Origin of the sequence: Mesorhizobium sp. LNHC232B00, from assembly GCF_000502435.1 — a bacterium.
GTDB classification, from domain to species: Bacteria; Pseudomonadota; Alphaproteobacteria; order Rhizobiales; family Rhizobiaceae; genus Mesorhizobium; species Mesorhizobium opportunistum.
This window is the reverse complement of the sequence record NZ_AYWP01000016.1, coordinates 92,428-110,877: the sequence shown is the minus strand read 5'-3', so window position 1 is coordinate 110,877 and position 18,450 is coordinate 92,428. Positions and strand designations below refer to the sequence as shown.

The following is an 18,450-nucleotide window of genomic DNA, read 5'->3' as shown; positions in this document are numbered from 1 at the left end:
CTCAGCCTTTGCCAATTTTCGCCGCCTTGCCCTTATCGACCCACCACAGCGCCTCGACCGGAAAGCCGAAATCGGGCTTCTGCTCGGGAAAACCGAACATATCCCAATAGGCGCTTCGGTGATTCGCCAGGAACCAACTTGGAATCCAATCGCACCGCGCGCGCAAGACCCGGTCGAGCGCGCGTATCGCCACGTTCAGGTCTTCGCGGTTCTTCGCAGCCCCTACCATGTCGATCAATGCGTCGATCGCCGGGTTCGAGATGCCCGGCAGGTTACGCGATCCTGGGAGGTTGGCGGTGCGGGAATGGAAGAAGGCTTCGATGTCGTCTCGGGTCGGCGTTGCGCTGAACGAGAAGGCGGCCGACAGCAGATCGAAATCGAACGTTGCCTGTCTGGACTGGTATTGCGCCGAATCCACCAGCCGGATCGTGGCGTCGATGCCCACCGCCTTCATGTTGGCGACCCAGGGCGAATAGACCTGGACGAAGGTGTCGTCATCGACCATGAACTCGGCCGAAAGCCTGCCGCCCTTGTCGTTGACGACGAAATCGCCCGATCGTTTCCAGCCCGCCGCGTTGAGCAGCTTCACGGCCTGGCCAAGCAGCTTGCGGTCTCGGCCGGAACCGTCTGATGCAGGCTGGACTACGGCATCGCCAAAGACCTCGGCTGGAAGCTGGCCACGCAGCGGCTCCAGCAGGGCCAGTTCTTGCGGCGATGGCGGTCCTTCTGCGCGAAAGTCCGATTTCTCGAAGCAGGATTGCGAACGCTCGTACGAGCCGTAGAAGAAGTTACGCCGCGTCCATTCGAAGTCGAAGCAGAGCGCGATCGCCTGGCGCACGCGCGCATCGCGAAACTGGGCGCGTCGCTGGTTGACCGCGGTTCCCTGCATCGTCGGTCGCTTCTCGGCCGGGAATTCGTGTTTGACCACCTTGCCGGCGGTCAGTGCCGGAAAATCGTAGGCGGTCGCCCAGACGCGTGAGGTGAACTCCTCGCGATAGGTGATTTCGCCCTTCTTGAAAGCTTCGAAGCCGGCCGTGCGGTTCTGGTAGAACTCGATGCGGATGCGGTCGAAATTGTTCTGGCCGCGATTGACGGGCAGGTCGCGGCCCCAATAGTCGGGCACGCGGTCATATTCGATCCATGCGCCGGCCGAAAAGCGCCCGACCTTGTAGGCGCCGGAGCCGAGCGGTGGACTCATCTGCGAAGAGTCGAATGGATTGGCCGTGTAGAAGGCTTTCGACAGGATCGGGAATTCCACGACGTTGAGGACGGTGCGGGCCGATTGCTTGCCGGAAAAGGTAAGCCGCAAGGCGTGGTCGTCGACGGCGGTGGCTTCGACCATGTGGGTCAGCGACAACGACAGGTCGGGGTGGCCTTTTTCCTTGTAGAGCTTGAAGGTGAAGGCCGCGTCCTGCGCTGTCAACGGCGATCCGTCATGGAAACGCGCTTCGGGGCGAAGCGAGAAGGTGAAACTGTTGCGGTCATCCGACAGCGTTACGCCGTCGGCGACTTGGCCATAGACCGCGTCGGGCTCGTCGAGGGCGCGCACCATCAGCCCGTCGAAACACATCTCCATGCGTGGTGGCGCATCGCCCTTGTCGGCGAAGGAGTTCAATGTGTTGAAAGTCTGCGTATCCTGGTTATAGCCCCAGTTGGGTGGCGAGAAATTGAAAATCCCGCCGGCCGGCGCGTCGACGTTGACATAGTCGAAATGGGTGAAATCGGGCTTGTACTTGAGGTCGCCGAAGGCGGAGAGCCCATGCAGTTTCACGCCGGTGGCAATGTCGGCGAAAGCCTTGCCCGGCAGCATCGCGGCGGCAGCGGCGGCAGTGCCCAAGGCGAGAAAATCACGGCGGGGCAGCACCGCCATCAATTGCCGCTCCTGTATTTGGCAGCCAGGGCCTTTTCCTTGTCGAGGTCGATCCACCAGGAATTCTGGTCGGCGCCGATATAAGACGGCTGCTTGGCCGGAATGCCGAATTTGTTCCAATAAGCCAGCCAGACCACGGCTCGATAGTATTGCGGCACCACGTAGTAATTCCACAACAGTACCCGGTCGAGTGCATGGGTGGCCGCAACCAGATCGTCGCGGTCGGTGGCGAAGATGATGCGGTCGACCAGGGCATCGACGACCGGGTTCTTGATACCGGCGTAGTTGCGCGAGCCAGGTCTGTCGGCAGCCTTGGAGCTCCAGAAGTCACGCTGCTCGTTGCCGGGCGATTCGGACTGGCCGAGCTGCCCGATAATGACGTCATAGTCGAAATTGTTGACGCGGTTGATGTACTGCGTCTGATCGATCAGACGCAGCGTGGCGTCGACCCCGATTTTGCGCAGATTCGCGATATAGGGGCTGGCGATGACCTGATCGGTGTCGTTCCAGCCGAGGATCTCAAACTTGAACGGTTCGCCGGTCTTGGCGTTGATCATCTTGCCGCCCTTGATGACCCAGCCTGCCTTGGCGAAGAGATCGACAGCCTGTTTGAGATATTTTCGCTCCGCCTGAGGTGAATCGTAGACCGGCAGCTTGAATTCCTGGGTGAACAGCTCAGGCGGCAGCTTGTCACGATACTTTTCCAGAATCTCCAATTCCTTGCCTTGCGGCAAGCCGCTTGAGGCCAGTTCCGTGCCTTGGAAATAGCTGCTGGTGCGGGTGTTGAAACCGTAGAACAGCGTGCGGTTCATCGTCTCGAAGTCGAACGGGTAGGTCAGAGCGGCGCGCACCAGACGGTCCGCGAACAGCGGTCGCCTCTGGTTCAGCATGAAGGCCTGCATCGGCTCGGGCGAGGTGGTCTTGAATTCCTTTTTGATGACGTCGCCAGCCTTGATGGCTGGGAAATTATAGAATGTCTTCCAGCGCTTCGAACTGTTTTCCGGCTTGACGTCATCAAGTCCGCCCTTGGTGAAGGCTTGCCATGCCGCATTGTCGTCGAGAATGTAGGTGAAGCGCTGTGTGTCGAAGTTCTCGCGGCCGATCTTCACCGGCAGCTTGGCCGCCCAATAGTCGGGCACGCGCTGCCAGACGATTTCCGACCCAGGTTTGAAGCTGGCGATCTTGTAGGCGGCCGAGCCGAGCGGGATTTCCAGTGTCGGCTTGGTGACGTCGCGCTTCTTGCCATTGGCATCCGTACCTTCCCACCAGTGCTTCGGCAGCACTGCGAGATCGCCGAGGATCTTCGGCAGTTCCCGGTTGCCCTTCTGACTGAAGTGGAACTCGACCTCGCGGTCGGAGATCGCCACCGCATCGGTGACGTTCTCGAAATAGCGGCTGTATTGCGGGCTGTTCGCCTTCAGCACCTGGAACGACCAGATCACGTCGTCGACAGTGATCGGCTGCCCGTCATGCCATTTCGCGCGCGGGTCGAGCCGGTAGGTTGCCGAGGAATAATCGGCCGGATATTTGTAGGCATCGGCGATCAGCGGGTGGCTGACGCTGCCTTCGTCGGTCGCCTGCTCCATCAGCGTGTCGTAGAGCAGGCCGCCGCCGAAGCCGACGAGGCCCGCCGCCGGCGATCCCTGCACGATATAGGGGTTGAAGCTGTCGAATGTGCCGAGCACCACCGAGTTCAGCGTGCCGCCCTTGGGCGCGTTCGGGTTGACGTAGTCGTAGTGCTGGAAATTGTCGCCATATTTGGATTGGCCGATCAGCGATGAGGTGGTGCGCCATTCGTCGGCCCGTGTCGTCTGCAATCCCGCCGCCAGCAGGGCTGCCGCCAGCAACGATTTGAGAAGCGTTCGGCCAACCGTCATGCACTGTCCTCTTCGCACTGCCTGCATCATCGCACTGCCCGTCTTCGCACTGTCCGTCTTCGTACTGCCCGTCTTCGTACGGCTTGTCCCGGACCAATCTAGATGATTTGGCGCTGGTGAAAACCGCCATGCGCGGCTTTGTCGCCGTACATGCCGTTTTCCTAACGAAAAAAGCCGGGCTGAACCCGGCTTTTTCAAGGTCGATGCGACGATATCTGGTTATTTGGCCGGAGCTGCGGGAGACGGTGCCACGGGCGCCGCCGGCTTGGCCGGTGCGGCGCCGTCAGCGGGCTTTGCCGGAGCGGCTCCATCGGCGGGCTTGGCCGGTGCGCCGGCATNTTGGCCGGTGCGCCGGCATCGGCGGCGGCACCAGGTGCCGGCAGCGGCTTGGGATTGTCCGACAGCGTGCGAAGATAGGCGATGACGTTGGCGCGGTCCTCGTCCTTGGGCAGGCCGGCGAAGCCCATGGCCGTGCCCTTCACGAATTTCTTCGGCGAAGTGATGAAGTGGTTGATGTTGTCGTAGGTCCACTTCTCGGTGCCGCCCTTGGAGAATTCCTTCATGCCGGCCGAATAGGCAAAGCCTTCATGTTCGGCAACCGGACGGTCGACGAGGTCCCACAGATCGGGGCCCACCTTGTTGGGGCCCCCCTTTTCACCAGAATGGCAAGCCTGGCATTTCTTGAATACGGCGGCACCTTGCTCGACATTGGCGGTCGCCAACAGATCGGCGATCGGCTTGGCCTCGGCGGCCGGCGCTGCCGGGCCGCCTTCGGCGGGCTCGGCGGCCTCGATGGCGAAGCCGGGCTTTTCCGGCGCCGGCGAGGCAAACAGCGCATCCGACACAATGCCGACCGAGAAAACGACGAAAACGGTTCCGAGCAATCCGGCGAGCAGCTTGTTGACTTCGTTGGAATCCATACGCCCCTTGCTCCCTTTTCCGGCGGACTGATCCGTCCACTCCGTCCGTCGGTATCGAGACCCACCCTCCAGGGCCGGTCAAATCGGGCGGAAACTAGGTCTTTTGCTCGGGCGTTGCAACACCTATAAGGGCGCTTCCAGTGAGACCTTTTGCCACTTTTCCCCTCCTCTTTCCGAACGCCTTGCCATCGCGATGTCCACCTTGATCCTGATCCCGGCCCGCATGGCCTCGACCCGCCTGCCGGGCAAGCCGCTGGCCGACATCGCCGGCGCTCCGATGATCGTCCATGTCGCCCGCCGCGCCGCCGAAGCCGGCCTGGGCCGGGTGGTGGTGGCAACCGACACGCAAAGCGTGGCCGAGGCCGTGCGCGCGCACGGTTTCGAGGCGGTGATGACACGGATCGACCATGAATCGGGCTCCGATCGCATCCACGAGGCGCTGGTCGCGCTCGATCCCGGGCGCAAGGTCGAAACCATCGTCAATGTCCAGGGCGACCTGCCGACCATCGATCCCGGCATCATTGCAGCTTCGCTCAGACCGTTCGAGGACAGGTCCGTGGATATCGCCACGCTCGGCGTCGAGATCGTCCGCGACGAGGAAAAGACCAATCCGAACGTCGTCAAGATCGTCGGCTCGCCGCTGTCGGCTACCAGGCTCAGGGCACTGTATTTCACCCGCGCCACCGCGCCGTGGGGCGAGGGCGCGCTCTATCACCATGTCGGCCTCTACGCCTATCGCCGTGCTGCACTCGAGCGCTTCGTCGCGCTGAAGCCATCGCCGCTCGAGCGCCGGGAGCGGCTGGAGCAGTTGCGGGCGCTGGAAGCCGGCATGCGCATCGACGCCGAGATCGTCCAGTCGCTGCCGCTCGGCGTCGACACGCCGGAAGACCTCGAACGCGCCAGAACCATCCTTGTAAATTGAACTATCCTCGCAAATTCAACTATCCCCTTCGAACAGAGACATCTTTGAATCGAGACTTGGCCCATGCCTGAAAAGACCAACAGAATATCCTTCCAGGGCGAGCCGGGAGCCAATTCCGACACCGCCTGCCGCAATGTCTTCCCCTCCATGGAGCCGCTGCCGTGCCCGACCTTCGAGGATGCATTCAACGCGGTCGAGACCGGCAAGGCCGATCTCGCCATGATCCCGATCGAGAACACCATCGCCGGCCGCGTCGCCGACATCCATCATCTGCTGCCGGAATCGAAGCTGCATATTGTCGGCGAGTATTTCCTGCCCATCCATTTCCAACTGATGGTGTTGCCCGGCGTCAGGCGCGACGAGATCAAGACCGTGCACAGCCATATCCATGCGCTTGGCCAATGCCGCAAATACGTCCGCAAGAACGGCTGGAAGGCGATCGTCGCGGGTGACACGGCGGGTGCGGCCAAGATGGTCTCCGAGGTCAAGGACCGCACCATGGCCGCCTTGTCGCCGGCGCTTGCCGCGACGCTCTACGGGCTCGACATCATCGAGGAGAATGTCGAGGACACCGATTCCAACGTCACCCGCTTCGTCGTCCTGACCAAGAACAAGCAATGGGCCGAGCGCCCGTCACTCGACGTCAAGATGATGACGACCTTCATCTTCCGCGTCCGCAACGTGCCGGCCGCGCTTTACAAGGCCATGGGCGGCTTTGCCACCAACGGCATCAACATGACCAAGCTGGAGAGCTACCAGCTCGGCGCCTTCACGGCGACGCTGTTCTACGCCGACATCGAGGGCCATCCCGACGATCCGCTGGTCAAGCTGGCGCTGGAAGAACTCCGCTTCTTCTCGCGGGAAGTGCGCATCCTCGGTGTCTATCCGGCCAGCGAGTCGCGTGAGCAGTGGAAGGTGGCGGACTGAGCTACCAGCCCAGCGGCACGTAATCGATCTCGAGAAATTTCTCGACCTCCGGCACCCAGCGGTCGCGCACGAAGGCGACATGGTCGGGATGGTCGTTGTATCTCGTATAAGCGGCCTGATCGGCGAACTCCATCGAGAAGCCGAACTGATAGTCGTTCTTGGGGCTGACCTGCCGCAACTGCTCGAAATGCGTGACGCCCCGGATCGCCGTGAGGATTTTCCTGGCGTCGACGAGGAACCGCTTCTCCTCCAGCGAGTGTGGCGCATGTTTCAGCGTGAAGACCACTGTGTGACGGATCATTTGCCTCTCCTGCAATGACTTTCGGTATTCGTTATTCGCTGTCCACCCAGGCACGGATCAGGTGATGCGCAATGGCGCCTTTCGGTGGCGTGACCAGATTGCCGGGATGTTCCCGGGCCAACATCAGGCGCACCTCGTCGCGGCCGAACCAGCGGCAGTCTTCCAACTCGTTGAGGTCGGCCTGGATGTCCTCGTTGAGCGGCTCGCCGAAGCAGCCGATCATCAGCGAATAGGGAAACGGCCAGGGCTGGCTGGCATGATAGACGACGCGACCGAGCCGGATGCCGGCTTCCTCCAGCGTCTCGCGACGCACCGCTGCCTCGATCGTCTCGCCCGGCTCGATGAAGCCGGCGAGTGCGGAATACATGCCCGGCGCGAAATGGGCGCCGCGCCCAAGCAGGCATTTCTCCCGGGTCGCCGTCAGCATGATCGCCACCGGGTCGGTGCGCGGAAAATGCTCGGTGCCGCAATTCGGGCAATGCCGCTTGTAGCCGCCGGCCCGCATTTCCGATTGCGTGCCGCATTTGCTGCAGAAGCGATGGCTGGCGTGCCAGGCGAGCAGGGCGGCGCCCTGCGCCATCGCGCCGGCCGCCGCTTCGTCGATCAGCCCTTGCATGTAGACCGAGCGGTAGTCGATCGCCTTGACGGTTTCGGGCAACTGTTCGGGATCGACGCCGGCCAGCACGGCGACAACCGGCCCCTGTTCGGAGAAGCCGAGCAAAACGCCTCGGTCGAAGGCAGGCTTGAAAGGCTCGCTCTCGGTGAGCCCGAACCAGGGATCGAGGCTGCCGCCTTCCCTGAGCTTCAGATGAAGCCGACCGCCATTCATCAGGAGCAGCCGCGTCGTCGGATCGGCAAGCGCCTTGTCGACCGAATCGTCGGCGCGGTTTTCGGATTGGCGGTCGATCGTGTTGCCGGCGAAGCCGACGAATTGGCTCGGCTCGCGCAAGGGCGCGTCAAACAGGCTGAAGCTCATAGGGACTCTGATGCTTTGGGATGACATGTCTTGGGATGAACACAGGGGAACGCTTATAGCGCCGCCCTTATCGTTTCGGCAAACCGGCGCAGCTCGGAACGCTGGTAGGGCTCGCGCAGGCCATGGCCCCACACCGGGCCTGGCCAGCCGGCATCGCCTTCGGAACGGGCGACAATATGGATATGCAGCTGGCGCACGATGTTGCCGAGCGCGCCGGTGTTGATCTTGGTGCAGCCGGTCACTTTCTTCAGCGCCTGCGCCACCATATTGGTCTCGAAGGTCAGCATTGCCTGGTCGAGCGGCGTCATGTCATGGATTTCCTCCGCGCCAGGCCGCTGCGGCACCAGGAGCAACCATGGCCAGCGGCGGTCGTTCATCACCCGCAATTCGCACAGCCCAAGCCACATCAACTGCTCGCTGTCCGCCTCCAGCCGGGCATCCAGCGTGAATCCGGCCTTGAGGCCCGGCAACATCGGCGTTTCCCTTACTTTGCTTTTCTTGGTTTCCTCAAACCATGAACGCTAGAGCGGCTGCATCGGGGCTGCAAGCGAATCTCTTGGGGATGATCTCGATTCGCTTGCGCACTTGCATTTCGTCGCGCAATTGCCGATATGGACAGCGGGAGGTTGGTGGTGGACGATCCACTCGCCAACCGGGTCAGGTCCGGAAGGAAGCAGCCCTAACGAGCCCGGAACGGGTCATTGTTCCAGCCTCCCACCTCATCGGCCCTCCTCGCGACATTGACGACGCATTGCAGCGCGGGCGAGACTATGCGCAGGAACCGGCCGCCTTCGGGCGCAGCCTTTTGGAGCTTTACGGGCGAATGAGCGAAGCGGGAAATGAAAAGGCCGCTGCCTATCGCGTGCTGGCGCGCAAGTACCGTCCCTCGAACTTCTCCGAGCTCGTCGGCCAGGAGCCGATGGTGCGCACCCTCACCAACGCCTTTGCCACCGGCCGCATCGCCCAGGCGTGGATGCTGACAGGCGTGCGCGGTGTCGGCAAGACCACCACCGCGCGCATTCTGGCGCGGGCGCTCAATTACAAGACCGCCACCGTTGATCAGCCCTCGGTCGACCTTGCCGTGCTCGGCGAACATTGCCAGGCGATCATGGAAGGCCGCCACGTCGACGTCATCGAGATGGACGCCGCCTCGCACACCGGCATCGACGACATAAGGGACATCATCGAACGCGTGCGCTATGCGCCGGTCTCGGCCCGCTACAAGGTCTACATCATCGACGAAGTGCACATGCTGTCGACGCAGGCCTTCAACGGCCTTTTGAAGACGCTGGAGGAGCCACCTCCGCACGTGAAATTCATCTTTGCCACCACCGAGATCCGCAAGGTTCCGATCACCGTCCTGTCGCGCTGCCAGCGTTTTGACCTGAGGCGCATCGATGCCGGCGCGCTGGTCGCGCATCTGTCCTCGATTGCCGGCAAGGAAGGCATTTCGGTCGACGACGACGCGCTGGCGATGATCGCCCGCGCCGCCGAGGGTTCGGCCCGCGATTCGCTCTCCATCCTCGACCAGGCGATCGCCCATGGCGCCGGCTCCGTCAGCGCCGAAGCGGTACGGGCCATGCTGGGTCTCGCCGACCGCGCCCGCATCGTCGATCTGTTCGAACATGTGATGAAAGGCGATGTGGCGGCGGCCCTGGCCGAATTCCGCGCGCAATACGACACCGGCGCCGATCCGGCCGCCGTGCTGACCGATCTTGCCGAGTTCAACCATCTGGTCACCCGGCTGCGGTTCGTGCCGACCGCCATGGACGACGCCTCGCTGTCGCAGGACGAGCGGCAGCGTGGCGCCGACTTCGCCCGGGCGCTGTCGGTCAGGGTGCTGTCGCGGACATGGCAGATGCTGCTCAAGGGCATTCCCGAGGTGCAGTCCTCCAACCGGCCGGTCAGCGCCGCCGAAATGGTGCTGATCCGGCTGGCCCATGCCGCCGACCTGCCGACACTGGACGAGGCGCTGCGATCGCTCGAGGGCGCTTCATCGGTTCAAAATGGCGCATCGCGCCCGAACGGCGCGCCCGCGGGTCCCGGCAATGGCGGCGGCGCCAGCGCGGTCGCGCAGACCCGCATGCCATCCGGGCAGGGCGGCGCACAGACCATGCGGCTGGTCGAAGCCACCCCTGCGCCGGTCGCCTTCGTAGCACCTCCGCAGCCGGCGCCGGAGGCGCAGCCGGTACCGCTGAAATCGCTCGCCGACATCGTTGCGCTTGCCGATGCGCAGCGCGACATCGCCTTCAAGGTGCTGGTCAAGCGCTGCATTCGCCTGGTGCGCATCGAGCCCGGCCGTATCGACGTCAGCCTGACCGACGATGCGCCCAAGATGCTGCTCAACGACCTGACGATGAAATTGCGCGCCTGGACCGGCCGCAACTGGCTCGTCTCGTTGTCGAAGGAAGAGGGCGGACAGACGCTGGCCGAAATGGAATCGACCAGGCGCGAGAACGCTTTCCTCGATGCCAAGAGCGATCCGACCGTCGCCGCCATATTGGCGCGCTTTCCCGGTGCCAAGATCATCGACGTGCGCATTCCCGACGCGCCGGAAGCGGACGCGGACCAAGCCGAAGTGCCGGTCGAACCGCCGGCGGATGACGACGAGACCTGACAAACCAATACAAGGATCGGACCATGAAAGATCTTCTCGGCCTGATGGGCAAGGCAAAGGAAATGCAGGCCAAGTTCCAGGCCATGCAGGACGAGATTGCCACGGTCGAAGCCGCCGGCCAGTCCGGCGGTGGCCTGGTAAGCGTCACCCTGACCGGAAAATTCGAGATGAAGTCGCTGAAGATCGATCCGTCGCTGTTCAAGGAGGACGATGTCGAGGTCCTCGAGGACCTGCTGCTCGCCGCGCACAATGACGCCAGGGTCAAGGTCGAGCAGATCATGCAGGAAAAGACCAAGGCGCTGACCGCCGGCCTGCCGATTCCGCCGGGAATGAAACTGCCGTTCTAGGTCCGGCCGCAGCTCCATGACCGAAGAGCCGTCCGAAAGACTGATCGAGCAACGTATCCGCAACAGGATCTACGAAATCCTGGAAATCCTCGCCGATTGCGATGCAGGCGTCGATCTCGTCGGCATCAAGGGTTATTTCTACCTGTTCGAGGACTTCGTCCACCGCCCGTCGATCGAGGCTGGCACGTCGGCGCTTTCCAGGGAGGAGCGCTCGGTCGTGCTGGAGATCGCCGAGTTCCTCGAGGCGGCCTCCGAAACAAATCCCGACTTCACCAAGGCCGAGTTCATCCACAGCGACTGGCCGGGTAGGATCGCGCCGGCGGCCAGGAACGCTCGTAGGCTCTTCCTCGCACGCGGCCTGTTTTCGGAGAAAGTCGAGGAACGCGAGCCCGGCCAGCCGGCCGTGGTGGCGGCAGGACGATAGAGCGGTCCAGGAACAGCGTGATTCGGGATTTCCCCTTCGAATTGCGGCGAAACAGAGGGAAAGCGGTCATCGGTTTTGTGAAACGATGGCTCGATCTATCTGAAAAGCCAAGAAATTGTGCTAATTATGCAACAGTACCCTGCTAATAACGTTTTGGCCATCATTTTGCCCGAAAGTGTCTCATTCTTGCCGCAGCCTGGGGGCGGGCATCGAAGTGAAGTGAGAGGGTTACCTGTTGATTGTCACGCGATGGAAGGCGCCGCTGTTGCTCGGCGTCGTTACCTCTCCGCTGTTCTTGGCTGCATGCAGCCAGACCACGTCGCACGGCATGTCCGTTGCCAGCCTGACTGACGCCATCACGCCGAGTTTCCTCAGTTCGCGCGCCTACAGCCACACGCCGAAGGACAGGGAATGCCTGGAAAGGGCGATGTTCTTCGAATCCAACCGCTCGAGCCGCGACGGCATGATCGCCGTCGGCACCGTGGTGATGAACCGGCTGCGCTCCGGCAACCATGGCAGCACCATTTGCCAGGTGGTGGGCGAGCCTGGACAGTTCGCGCCCGGCGTCATGACAAGGCCGATGAATTCGCGCGCAATGCCCGATGTCGAGGAAGCCGCCGACGCCGTGCTCAAGGGCGAGCGCAAGGCCAAGCTCAAGAACACCATGTATTTCCATACCGCCGGCCTGCGCTTCCCCTACAAGAACATGCACTACACCATGGTTGCCGGCGGCAACGCCTTCTACGAGAAACGTGGCCGCAACTGGCAGCCGCTGCCCGATGAGCCGATGGTTGCCTCGGTGGAGACAGAAAAGCCGGCCGTCCCGGTCACGATGGTTGCCTCGGCGGAGCCGGTTCGCTCGGACAGGAAGCTTGTTCGCAACGCCCCGGCACAGCAGCAGGCCCCAACACAACAGGCCCCAACACAACAGGCCTATGTGACTGCGGCAGTCGAACCGGCGCGCCCGTTCAAGATGGCCACTGCCCCTGCCCAGCAGACCTACGTGACTGCGGCCGCGGCACCCTCGGCGAAGTCTGCCCGCGTCGCATCGAAGCCGGTGGCAGTTGCCATGCAGGAGCCGATGGAAGAACCGGATGCCGCCCGTTTCGGCGGAACCTTGAACAAAAAAATCATCAGTTCGGTCCAGGGCGAACCGCAAGAGGCGTCCATGGGATTCCAGTCGACGCCCGAAAACACCGACGCCATTGGCGCGATGATCGTCAGCCAGGGCCGCCCGCTCGAAACCAATTGATCCGCGTCGCATGGCAGCATGGGGCGTCATGCGCTGCCGGGGGATGTTCCAAAGCGCTCTGAAAAATCCTAGATCAGAGCGATGTCGAAACGAATCGCCGGTCCCGAGATCGAACGCCTGATCCAACTCCTGGCCAAGGTGCCGGGTCTTGGCCCCCGTTCGGCCAGGCGTGCGGCTCTCCATCTGATCAAGAAGAAGGAACAGCTCCTGTCGCCGCTCGCCGCCGCCATGGGCGAAGCCGCCGACAAGGTGCGCATCTGTTCCACTTGCGGCAATGTCGACACGTCGGACCCTTGCATGATCTGCACCGATCCGCGCCGCGACGCCACCACCTTGATCGTCGTCGAGGACGTCTCGGATCTCTGGGCGCTGGAGCGGGCAGCGGCGATGAACGTGCGCTATCATGTGCTCGGCGGCACGCTGTCGCCGCTCGACGGCGTCGGCCCCGACCAGCTCAACATCCGCTCGCTGATCGACCGCGTCGCCGGCGGCGAGGTCAAGGAAATCATCCTTGCCGTCAACGCCACGGTCGAGGGCCAGACCACCGCGCATTATCTCACCGATCAATTGTCCGGTTTCGACATCAAGGTGACGCGCCTTGCGCATGGCGTGCCGGTCGGCGGTGAACTCGACTATCTCGATGAAGGCACGCTGGCGGCTGCGCTTAGGTCGCGGACGGCGTTTTGACGGGGGGTGGTTCTGAAATGACAGCACCCTACGGCGCCCCCCTCTGTCCTGCCGGACATCTCCCCCTCAAGGGGGGAGATCGGCTGTCATCACGACCTTCACTAATCTCCAACTTTGCAAGAAGAGAGCCGGAGCTGAAGCTGCCGATCTCCCCCCTTGAGGGGGAGATGTCCGGCAGGACAGAGGGGGGCCTCGTAGAGCGCACGCCTCACAAATCAATCATCGCCACCATTGTATTAGTACTGGCCTCGATTTTTCTCACCCTTCCCGCCTCGGCCGCCAAGATCGACGACCAGTTCCGCGCCTGGCTGCAGGACGACCTCTGGCCGCAAGCCAAGGCCCAAGGCATCTCGAAAAACACCTTCGACGCCGCCTTCGACGGCATAAAACCCAAACTGAAGCTGCCCGACCTTGTCATGCCAGGCGAGAAGCCGAAGACGCCGCAGAAGCAGCATCAGGCCGAATTCGGCTCGCCCGGTGCCTATTTCGCCGAGAAGACCATTGGCGCCGTCACGGCGGGCGGACGCGCGCGCGAAACCGCCAACGCCAAGACGATTGCCGCGATCGAAAAACGCTATGGCGTGCCCGGCGAAATCCTGCTGGCGATCTGGGGCCGCGAGACCGGCTTCGGCGCGGCGAAGATGCCTTACGACGCCTTCGAGGTGCTCGGCACCAAGGCCTTCATGTCGACCAAGAAGGATGTCTTCCGCACCGAGCTTTTGGCCGCGCTCGAAATCGTCGAGCGCGGGCTCGCGCCGGTCGGCGCGATGAAATCGTCCTGGGCCGGCGCACTCGGCCAGCCGCAATTCATGCCGACCTCGTTCCTGAAGCATGCTGTCGATTTTGACGGCGACGGACGCGTCGACATCTGGAACTCGACGCCGGACGTGCTGGCTTCGATCGCCAACTATCTCGTCCATTATGGCTGGGTGAAGGGCCGTGGCTGGGGTTTCGAGGTGACCGTGCCCGAGACGGTCTCCTGTTCGCTGGAAGGCCCCGACCAAGGCAAGAAGATCTCGCAATGGGCAGCGCTGGGCATCAAGCGTGTCGGCGGAAAGCCGTTTCCGGCGAGCGAGCTGAACGCCGAGGGCTTCCTGCTCATGCCGGCCGGCCGCAGCGGGCCTGCCTTCATCGCCACGCCCAATTTCTACGTGCTGAAGGAATACAACACCAGCGACCTCTACGCGCTGTTCATCGGCCATGGCGCCGACCGCATCGCCCATGGCGACTCCAATTTTTCCGGCGGCTGGGGTCCGGTCGGCGATCTCCACCGCTCCGACATAGCCGCCCTGCAGCGGACCCTGGAAGCCAAGGGTTATGACGTCGGCAGCGCCGACGGCCTGCCCGGCTTCAAGACCCGCCGTTCGATCGGCAAATGGCAGGCCAAGAACGGACAGGCGGCGACCTGCTTTCCCGACGCCGGCCTGGTTACCGCGCTGAAATAGCGCCGAAATTGGCAGGCCTCGATTGGGCGACCAGTGCGTCGCCATGCCGCCTGCCATTCTGGTCCAATGAACCGTCGCATAAATGCGCGTTGCCCACCAACGGGCCGCCGAATATGGTGTTGACCAACTGGACAAAAACCACGACGGTAAGTGGGCAGGGGCCATGGCCGGCCCCGAAAAGAATACTGCAACCCTGAGCCGGGAACTCAGGTCAACAAAACAGGGAACAATCACCATGATGATGGAAAAGTTTGCTCTACGCTCCCGCATCTTGCTTGCGGGTGCCGCCATGTCCGCGCTGCTTCTGGCCGGCGCGCCGGCAGGTGCGGTCACGCCCGCAGATACGCTGGTCGAAGGTTTCGCGATCGACGACATCATCTCCATGGATCCGGGCGAGGCGTTCGAGCTGTCGACCGCCGAGGTCACCGGCAACACCTACGATCTGCTGGTCCGTCTCGACCTCAGCGACACCTCCAAGGTCAAGCCTGATCTCGCCGAGAGCTGGACCGTATCCGACGATGGTCTCACCTACACATTCAAGCTCAAGACCGGCCTGAAGTTCGCCTCCGGCAACCCGATCACCGCGGCCGACGTCGCCTATTCGTTCGAGCGCGCCGTCAAGCTGGACAAGAGCCCAGCCTTCATCATCGGTCAGTTCGGCATCAGCGGCGACAACGTCACCGAAAAGGCCAAGGCCGTCGACGACACCACCTTCCAGTTCACCGTCGACAAGGCCTATGCGCCGAGCTTCGTGCTGAACTGCCTCTCGGCAACCGTCGCTTCGGTGGTCGATGCCAAGCTGGTGAAGGAACATGTCGCCGCGGCCACGCCGAGCGCCGACTACAAATGGGACAACGACTTTGGGAACGCCTGGCTGAAGACCGGCTATGCCGGTTCCGGTGCCTACAAGCTGCGTGAATGGCGCGCCAACGAAGCCGTCGTCATGGAGCGCAACGATAATTATTACGGCGAGAAGGCCAAGCTCGCCCGCGTCATCTACCGCAACATGAAGGAAAGCTCGGCCCAGCGCCTGGCGCTCGAAGCCGGCGACATCGACGTCGCCCGCAATCTCGAGCCGAACGACCTCGACGCGATCGCCAAGAACGCCGACCTCACCACCACCAGCGCGCCGAAGGGCACGGTCTACTACATCAGCCTCAACCAGAAGAACCCGAATCTGGCCAAACCAGAGGTTCGCCAGGCCTTCAAATATCTCGTCGACTACGATGCGCTGAGCTCGACCATCCTCAAGGGCATCGGCGAGATCCACCAGACCTTCCTGCCCAAGAGCGTGCTCGGCGAACTGGACGAGAACCCGTTCAAGCTCGACGTCGCCAAGGCCAAGGAGTTGCTGGCCAAGGCCGGCCTGGCCGACGGCTTCAGCGTCACCATGGACGTACGCACCGGCCAGCCGACGACCGGCATGGCCGAATCGATCCAGCAGACGCTCGGCCAGGCCGGTATCAAGCTGGAGATCATTCCGGGCGACGGCAAGCAGACGTTGACCAAGTACCGCGCCCGCAATCATGACATCTATATCGGCAACTGGGGCCAGGACTATTTCGATCCGAACTCTAATGCCCAGACCTTCGCCTCGAATCCCGACAATTCTGATGCCGGCAAGTCACATACGCTTGCCTGGCGCAACTCTTGGGACATTCCGGACCTGACCAAGCAGACAGAGGCGGCTCTGCTGGAGAAGGATTCGACCAAGCGCGCCGATATGTACAAGGATCTGGAGAAGAAGATCCTCGACACCAGCCCCTTCGTCATCATCCACCAGCAGCTGGAAGTGGCCGGACTGCGCAAGAACCTCAAGGGCTTTGCCCTCGGCCCGAGCTTCGACACCAACTTCGTCGGGCCGGTTTCCAAGGAATAACGCCGGCGGTCGCGCAGCATGAGCGCAGTAGAAAACGAGGGCGGGCGCGGCGGCGCCCGCGCCTATGCACTTGCGTCGTCGCTCGGCCGCTTCCTGGTCATCGCGGTGACGACCTATCTTGGTCTTCTCGCGGTGACCTTCTTCATCGGCCGAGTCATCCCGATCGACCCGGTGCTGGCGGTGCTCGGTGACCGGGCGCCGGCCAATGTCGTCGAACGCACGCGCCGCGAGATGGGTCTCGACCTGCCATTGATCGAGCAGTTCTACATCTATGTGAAACACGCGTTGAGTGGCGATTTCGGCACTTCGGTACTGACCACAAATCCGGTCATGACCGACATTCGTCGTGCGCTTCCGGCAACGACCGAGCTGGCGACGCTCGGAACGTTGATCGGCGCGCTGCTTGGCGTACCGCTTGGCGTGCTGGCAGCGGTCAGGCGAGGCAGCCTCATCGACCAGATCGTACGCGTCATCGGCCTGATCGGTTATTCCGTGCCGATCTTCTGGCTCGGCTTGCTCGGGCTCGTCCTGTTCTACGCCAAGTTGCAATGGGTGGCTTTTCCGGCCCGGCTCGACGTCGTCTACGAATACACCTTCACACCGATCACCGGCTTTTATCTTCTCGATTCGGCGATGCAGGGACAGTGGGATGTCTTTTACGACGCTTTCCGGCACATCATCCTGCCGGCCTCGCTGCTCGGCTACTTTTCGCTCGCTTATATCAGTCGTATGACGCGCTCGTTCATGCTCAACGAACTCGCCCAGGAATACATCGTCGCCGCGCGTGCCAAGGGTCTGTCGGAAACCCGCATCATCTGGGGCCATGCGCTGCGCAATGCCGCCGTGCCGATGGTGACAGTGATCGCGCTCTCCTATGCCGGGCTGCTCGAAGGCTCGGTGCTGACCGAGACCGTCTTCTCCTGGCCGGGCATCGGCCTCTACATCACCAATTCACTCCAGAATGCCGACATGAACGCCGTGCTCGGCGGCACCATCGTCATCGGCTCGGTGTTCATAGCCATCAATCTCCTGTCCGACCTGCTCTACCGCGTCCTCGATCCGAGGACCAAATCCGCATGAGCGCCGACACGATCCAGAGCCGGCGCGACTGGCTGCTCAGCGAGCGGCCGGCATCGCGCATGCAGGCAAGGCTCGGCCGCACCTATGTCGCCTGGCGGCGGTTCTCCGCCAATCGGCTGGCCTTTGTCGGCCTGCTCATCATCATCGCGCTGCTGGTCATCGCCGCCCTTGCCGGCGTGCTGGCGCCCTATTCGCCGACCTTCGGCGACCTCAAGAACGCGCGGCTGCTGGCGCCGAGCGCCGAGCACTGGTTCGGCACCGACGATCTTGGCCGCGATATCCTTTCGCGCATTCTCTACGGCTCGCGCTGGACGCTCTATGTGGTCATCCTGGTCGCCATCATCGCGGCCCCTATCGGCCTTCTGGTCGGCACCGTCGCCGGCTATGCCGGCGGCTGGACCGATGCCATCCTGATGCGCATCACCGACATCTTTCTCGCCTTTCCCAAGCTGGTCCTGGCACTGGCCTTCGTCGCCGCCCTTGGCCCCGGTATCGAGAACGCGGTGCTTGCCATCGCCATCACCTCCTGGCCGCCTTACGCGCGCATCGCCCGCGCTGAAACGCTCACCGTTCGCAATTCCGACTACATCAAGGCGGTGCAACTGATGGGCGCTTCGCCGTTTCGCATCGTGCTGCGCCACATCATGCCGCTCTGCATCTCCTCGCTGATCGTCAGGGTGACGCTCGACATGGCCGGCATCATCCTGACCGCCGCCGGCCTCGGCTTCCTCGGCCTCGGTGCGCAGCCGCCATTGCCCGAATGGGGCACCATGATCGCGTCTGGCCGTCGCTTCATCCTTGACCAATGGTGGGTGGCCGGTGCGCCGGGCTTCGCCATCCTTATCGTCAGCCTTGGCTTCAACCTGCTCGGCGATGGCCTGCGCGACGCGCTCGATCCCCGGAGTGGCGACCAATGAGTGGTGACC

At 62.7% G+C, this 18,450-nt stretch carries 16 protein-coding genes, 1 other RNA gene and 1 pseudogene; 12 read left to right on the top strand and 6 right to left on the bottom strand.

Annotated features, from left to right (window positions below):
- Position 1: 1 nt before the first annotated feature.
- The 3 genes and pseudogenes from X743_RS149180 to X743_RS11620 all read right to left on the bottom strand — a co-directional run bounded on the left by X743_RS149180 (position 2) and on the right by X743_RS11620 (position 4,667).
- Positions 2 to 1,870, bottom strand: a complete 1,869-nt coding sequence (locus X743_RS149180; protein WP_023767017.1) for an extracellular solute-binding protein — start codon at positions 1,868 to 1,870, stop codon at positions 2 to 4.
- Positions 1,870 to 3,747 (bottom strand): extracellular solute-binding protein, encoded by a 1,878-nt coding sequence (locus tag X743_RS149185; RefSeq protein WP_023767016.1) that lies wholly within the window; start codon positions 3,745 to 3,747, stop codon positions 1,870 to 1,872. Before X743_RS149185 ends, X743_RS149180 begins: the two co-directional genes overlap by 1 nt.
- Positions 3,748 to 3,966: 219 nt before the next feature.
- Positions 3,967 to 4,667: pseudogene (locus tag X743_RS11620) on the bottom strand (cytochrome c family protein).
- Between the two features lie 193 nt (positions 4,668 to 4,860).
- Here X743_RS11620 and X743_RS149190 point away from each other — a divergent pair.
- Complete coding sequence (locus X743_RS149190; RefSeq protein ID WP_023767014.1) at positions 4,861 to 5,589, top strand: 3-deoxy-manno-octulosonate cytidylyltransferase; 729 nt, start codon at positions 4,861 to 4,863, stop codon at positions 5,587 to 5,589.
- A 63-nt stretch (positions 5,590 to 5,652) separates the two neighbouring features.
- A complete protein-coding gene (locus tag X743_RS149195) occupies positions 5,653 to 6,516 on the top strand; it encodes a prephenate dehydratase (protein ID WP_023767013.1) in 864 nt (287 codons plus the stop codon).
- A gap of 1 nt (position 6,517) precedes the next feature.
- Here the strand turns inward: X743_RS149195 and X743_RS149200 are convergent, their stop codons facing one another.
- From X743_RS149200 to X743_RS149210, 3 genes are read right to left on the bottom strand one after another with little or no spacing between them, the layout of a single operon-like run.
- Entirely contained in the window at positions 6,518 to 6,817 is a 300-nt protein-coding gene (locus tag X743_RS149200; RefSeq protein WP_023767012.1) for a Dabb family protein, read from the bottom strand.
- A gap of 31 nt (positions 6,818 to 6,848) precedes the next feature.
- Positions 6,849 to 7,793, bottom strand: a complete 945-nt coding sequence (gene nudC, locus X743_RS149205; protein ID WP_013891308.1) for an NAD(+) diphosphatase — start codon at positions 7,791 to 7,793, stop codon at positions 6,849 to 6,851.
- Between the two features lie 53 nt (positions 7,794 to 7,846).
- Positions 7,847 to 8,266, bottom strand: a complete 420-nt coding sequence (locus tag X743_RS149210) for an HIT family protein (RefSeq protein ID WP_013891307.1) — start codon at positions 8,264 to 8,266, stop codon at positions 7,847 to 7,849.
- A gap of 148 nt (positions 8,267 to 8,414) precedes the next feature.
- On the opposite strand from X743_RS149210, the gene ffs reads away from it, so the two are divergent.
- The 10 genes from ffs (at position 8,415) to nikC (ending at position 18,441) form a co-directional block, all read left to right on the top strand.
- Positions 8,415 to 8,511, top strand: an RNA gene (gene ffs / locus X743_RS1000000170945) — signal recognition particle sRNA small type.
- Between the two features lie 105 nt (positions 8,512 to 8,616).
- On the top strand, positions 8,617 to 10,410 hold the full coding sequence (locus X743_RS149215; RefSeq protein ID WP_023767011.1) for a DNA polymerase III subunit gamma/tau: 1,794 nt from the start codon (positions 8,617 to 8,619) through the stop codon (positions 10,408 to 10,410).
- Positions 10,411 to 10,433: 23 nt separating this feature from the next.
- Positions 10,434 to 10,757 (top strand): YbaB/EbfC family nucleoid-associated protein, encoded by a 324-nt coding sequence (locus tag X743_RS149220; protein ID WP_013891305.1) that lies wholly within the window; start codon positions 10,434 to 10,436, stop codon positions 10,755 to 10,757.
- A gap of 16 nt (positions 10,758 to 10,773) precedes the next feature.
- Positions 10,774 to 11,181 carry a hypothetical protein gene (locus X743_RS149225; protein ID WP_023767010.1) on the top strand — a complete coding sequence of 136 codons (408 nt, stop codon included), beginning with the start codon at positions 10,774 to 10,776 and terminating at the stop codon, positions 11,179 to 11,181.
- A gap of 235 nt (positions 11,182 to 11,416) precedes the next feature.
- Positions 11,417 to 12,433: a cell wall hydrolase gene (locus X743_RS149230; protein WP_013891303.1), complete on the top strand. Its 1,017-nt coding sequence runs from the start codon at positions 11,417 to 11,419 to the stop codon at positions 12,431 to 12,433.
- A gap of 81 nt (positions 12,434 to 12,514) precedes the next feature.
- Positions 12,515 to 13,120 (top strand): recombination mediator RecR, encoded by a 606-nt coding sequence (recR, locus tag X743_RS149235; protein ID WP_013891302.1) that lies wholly within the window; start codon positions 12,515 to 12,517, stop codon positions 13,118 to 13,120.
- 167 nt (positions 13,121 to 13,287) lie between these two features.
- Positions 13,288 to 14,565 (top strand): lytic murein transglycosylase, encoded by a 1,278-nt coding sequence (locus tag X743_RS149240; protein ID WP_023767009.1) that lies wholly within the window; start codon positions 13,288 to 13,290, stop codon positions 14,563 to 14,565.
- Between the two features lie 235 nt (positions 14,566 to 14,800).
- A complete protein-coding gene (locus X743_RS149245; RefSeq protein WP_023767008.1) occupies positions 14,801 to 16,444 on the top strand; it encodes an ABC transporter substrate-binding protein in 1,644 nt (547 codons plus the stop codon).
- Positions 16,445 to 16,462: 18 nt separating this feature from the next.
- Positions 16,463 to 17,524 carry an ABC transporter permease gene (locus X743_RS149250; RefSeq protein ID WP_023767007.1) on the top strand — a complete coding sequence of 354 codons (1,062 nt, stop codon included), beginning with the start codon at positions 16,463 to 16,465 and terminating at the stop codon, positions 17,522 to 17,524.
- On the top strand, positions 17,521 to 18,441 hold the full coding sequence (gene nikC / locus X743_RS149255) for a nickel transporter permease (protein WP_023767006.1): 921 nt from the start codon (positions 17,521 to 17,523) through the stop codon (positions 18,439 to 18,441). Before X743_RS149250 ends, nikC begins: the two co-directional genes overlap by 4 nt.
- The last annotated feature ends 9 nt before the right edge of the window (positions 18,442 to 18,450 follow it).

Coding starts and splice junctions, on each gene's coding strand:
- X743_RS149180 (WP_023767017.1), bottom strand. CDS start 1,870: ATGGCGGTGCTGCCCCGCCGTGATTTTCTCGCCTTGGGCACTGCCGCC.
- X743_RS149185 (WP_023767016.1), bottom strand. CDS start 3,747: ATGACGGTTGGCCGAACGCTTCTCAAATCGTTGCTGGCGGCAGCCCTG.
- X743_RS149190 (WP_023767014.1), top strand. CDS start 4,861: ATGTCCACCTTGATCCTGATCCCGGCCCGCATGGCCTCGACCCGCCTG.
- X743_RS149195 (WP_023767013.1), top strand. CDS start 5,653: ATGCCTGAAAAGACCAACAGAATATCCTTCCAGGGCGAGCCGGGAGCC.
- X743_RS149200 (WP_023767012.1), bottom strand. CDS start 6,817: ATGATCCGTCACACAGTGGTCTTCACGCTGAAACATGCGCCACACTCG.
- nudC (WP_013891308.1), bottom strand. CDS start 7,793: ATGAGCTTCAGCCTGTTTGACGCGCCCTTGCGCGAGCCGAGCCAATTC.
- X743_RS149210 (WP_013891307.1), bottom strand. CDS start 8,266: ATGTTGCCGGGCCTCAAGGCCGGATTCACGCTGGATGCCCGGCTGGAG.
- X743_RS149215 (WP_023767011.1), top strand. CDS start 8,617: ATGAGCGAAGCGGGAAATGAAAAGGCCGCTGCCTATCGCGTGCTGGCG.
- X743_RS149220 (WP_013891305.1), top strand. CDS start 10,434: ATGAAAGATCTTCTCGGCCTGATGGGCAAGGCAAAGGAAATGCAGGCC.
- X743_RS149225 (WP_023767010.1), top strand. CDS start 10,774: ATGACCGAAGAGCCGTCCGAAAGACTGATCGAGCAACGTATCCGCAAC.
- recR (WP_013891302.1), top strand. CDS start 12,515: ATGTCGAAACGAATCGCCGGTCCCGAGATCGAACGCCTGATCCAACTC.
- X743_RS149240 (WP_023767009.1), top strand. CDS start 13,288: ATGTCCGGCAGGACAGAGGGGGGCCTCGTAGAGCGCACGCCTCACAAA.
- X743_RS149245 (WP_023767008.1), top strand. CDS start 14,801: ATGATGATGGAAAAGTTTGCTCTACGCTCCCGCATCTTGCTTGCGGGT.
- X743_RS149250 (WP_023767007.1), top strand. CDS start 16,463: ATGAGCGCAGTAGAAAACGAGGGCGGGCGCGGCGGCGCCCGCGCCTAT.
- nikC (WP_023767006.1), top strand. CDS start 17,521: ATGAGCGCCGACACGATCCAGAGCCGGCGCGACTGGCTGCTCAGCGAG.